This is a genomic window from Acidovorax sp. HMWF029 (assembly GCF_003060895.1).
Classification (GTDB): Bacteria; Pseudomonadota; Gammaproteobacteria; order Burkholderiales; family Burkholderiaceae_C; genus Acidovorax.
Window position 1 is genome coordinate 51,477 of sequence record NZ_QAIH01000225.1, and the last position, 3,047, is coordinate 54,523.

Consider the following 3,047-nt stretch of genomic DNA (forward strand, 5'->3'; position numbering starts at 1 on the left):
CAGGCCCGGCAAGGCAATCAGCTGGGAGGTAAGTTCCTGCAACCTGCGCTCCACCGAGCCCAGCGCCTCTTCACCCGCCTCAATTTCCGAAATACGCTCCACGAGCCCGCTGGCCGCTTGCTGTATGCGATCCACCGCCTCGATGCGACGCGCAAAGCTGCGTCGGCGCTCGCGCAATTGCGCATCAAGTTGCGCCGTTGCCGACTTGCTCCACAGTTCCAGATCGTTGGCGGCAGACTCGTACACCGTGCGTAAACGCATGGCCAAAGCACGCACGAGCCGCTCGGCAAACTCCGGCTGTGCCAGTTTCAGCGCGTTACCCACTCCCAGGTACTGCAGATGGCTCTGTTCGATCTGGTTCAGGTCGTGCGTGAAATGCTCCAACTGGGGAGGCGTGGGTACTTGAAGCGAGAACCCGAATTCGGCGTTGAGCTGTCGGAAGGTACCTCCTAACATGGCCTGGATTTCTGTACCTGAGGCCTGCGCCTTGTCAAGCGTACCGCGCAGTTTGTCGAAGGTCTGCACATAGATCTTTTTGACGCCCAGCTTGAGGCCTTTTTGCTGCAACGTCTGCGCCAACTCCGACAACTCAGCCTTGAGCGCTTTGGCGCCCAGTTGCTGAAACACATCCCGCAAGAGCTTGAGGTGCACAGCACGCACAGCCTGGATTTTGGCCGTACTCAAGTCGAACTCACGCTGCTCCTGCTCGATACGGTGGCGCATGGACTCAATCACCGATGCGTTCTTGCCCCGCAGGCTGCGCAATTCGGCCATCTGGTCATCCAGATCACGGCGACGAATGTTGATAACCCGTCCAGTCTCTATGCGCAGGCTGGCTACCCCTGCGGAAACTGCTGCCCGCAAAATGGATCTGCGCCGACCCATGATGCCCTTGGCCAGGGCTTCCTCAAGAACAGGCAAACCACTGGTTTCAAGCAACACATCATCCGCCGTGATCTTGGCAACCAGCCCCTTCTGGGCAGACACGGGGACCACCCTTTCCAAGGGCACTCCCAGCATCTCAGCCGACGTTCTACACTGACGCTCCATCTGGAACTGCACCTGCTCAGCGCTGTTCAGCGTATCCCACAGCGTATCGATTTTGTTCAGCACGACAAGCCGCGCATCCATGCTGTCGGAGGATGTCGCAAGATGTTCACGCCAGATGGACAGATCCGAGCGGGTGACGCCAGTATCGGCACTCAGAATGAAGACCACCGCGTGCGCCTGGGGGATCAGGTTGACGGTCAACTCTGGCTCAGCGCCCACAGCGTTCAAACCGGGAGTGTCCAGAATCACCAGACCCTGCTTGAGCAACGGATGGGGAACATTGATGATGGCGTGCCTCCACATGGGCACTTCCACCAGGCCCTGAGCATCAGGTACGGGGTTCTCATCGGTCAGTTCATCGTGCCAGAAACCTAGCGCACGGGCATCGTCCAAACTGACCTTGCGCACCTCGGCCACTTTTTCCAGTGCACTGGCGATCTGGTCTGCGTTGCCAACATCCAGTGGAATTTCTGTCCAGCGTTCGGTCTTCATCCGCCATTCGGCCAAACCCTGCATCTGCAGACGGGTTTCGATGGGCAGCAGCCGGAGGCTGGGCGCCACAGTGGCGTCATACCCCAGCTCCGTAGGGCACATGGTGGTGCGACCTGCGCTGGCAGGCATGATGCGGCGCCCATAGTCAGCAAAGAAGATCGCGTTGATCAGCTCCGATTTGCCGCGGGAAAACTCTGCGACAAAGGCCACCATGACTTTGTCGCTACGGACCTGCTCCTCCAGGCGATGCAGTCGCTCCTGCACAGCAGCATCCATCAGATCATGCGAGGACATCCACTCGGCCAGCCGCTTGAGCTGCTGGGCGAACTCTCGCCGCCAGGCACCATGCTGGTCGAACTGTTCGTTGAATGAAGGTCCCACTTTGCTCCCACAGATCTATGAATGGCCTACAACGTAGACATACACAAAATATAGCATCGACCGCTCGCAGGCTGTTGCTAGCACAGACATGGGAGCCTTGCAGGGGAGCCCTGCAGGGCCTCTGACCCCAACGTTGAACAACGCCTTCCTAGGGCCGCTGGCACTGAGGACAGAAGTAGCTGCTCCTCTGCCCCTGGCGCAAAAGCCGTATCGTCGCGCCACAGGCATGACAAGGGGCGCCTTCCCGTCCATACACGTTGGCGGCGGTTTGAAAATGCCCCGCCATACCATCTGCATTCGAAAAATCGCGCAAGGTACTCCCGCCCATTTCTACGGCTCGCGCCAGGACAACACGAATGGCTTCGTACAAACGGCGCGCCCGCCCGGCCCCGATGCGAGAGGACATCGCCGTAGGCCGGATCCCCGCCATAAACAGCACCTCTGACGCATAGATATTGCCAACACCCACCACCAGATTACCTGCCAGCAATAACTGTTTGATGGGTGCACGGCTTTTTTTCAGACCTGCCTGGAAATCCGGCAACGAGAAGGTCTCCGACAAAGGCTCCATGCCCAAAGCACCGAGCAGCTTCACTGCCACGGGGGCATGTTCGCCCGCAGCAAACACGACCGCTCCAAACCGACGCGGATCATGAAGTCGCAAAGTTCCCTTGTCTGTCACCAGATCAAAATGATCGTGCGGCCCGGCCAACGGCAACCCGAGCGCAAAACGAAGGCTGCCCGACATGCCCAGGTGGATCAGCAAAAGTCCCCCGCTGGTGTCGGCCAGCAGGTATTTGCCCCGCCGACGCAGCCCCACGATCTGTTGCCCCACCAATGACATTGGGTCACAGCCCAACGGCCAGCGAAGTGGCTTACCCAAAACCAAGGCTTGAATTTTGGCGCCCTCAATCGCTTCGGCAAAGCTGCGACGGGTCACTTCCACTTCGGGCAACTCAGGCATACAAAAGGCCGGGCAACGGCTTCACAGGCATAGATTATTATGACCCGATGGTGCTCTCTCACAGCTTTCGAACCGCCGCATTCGCTGCCGTAGTGGCGGTTGCCACCCCATCCGCATGGGCCCAGCAACCCAGCAGTGACAACCGCGCCACCACCAATAG

Annotated in this window: 2 protein-coding genes; both read right to left on the minus strand. The window is 59.1% G+C overall.

Going from position 1 to position 3,047, the window contains the following annotated elements; all coding sequences use genetic code 11:
* Nucleotides 1-1,818, minus strand: a 1,818-nt coding sequence (locus DBR12_RS15965; RefSeq protein ID WP_233244597.1) for a dynamin family protein, incomplete at its 3' end; no start/stop codon positions are given.
* 253 nt (nucleotides 1,819-2,071) lie between these two features.
* A complete protein-coding gene (gene mutM, locus DBR12_RS15970; RefSeq protein WP_108618158.1) occupies nucleotides 2,072-2,887 on the minus strand; it encodes a bifunctional DNA-formamidopyrimidine glycosylase/DNA-(apurinic or apyrimidinic site) lyase in 816 nt (271 codons plus the stop codon).
* Nucleotides 2,888-3,047: the final 160 nt, after the last annotated feature.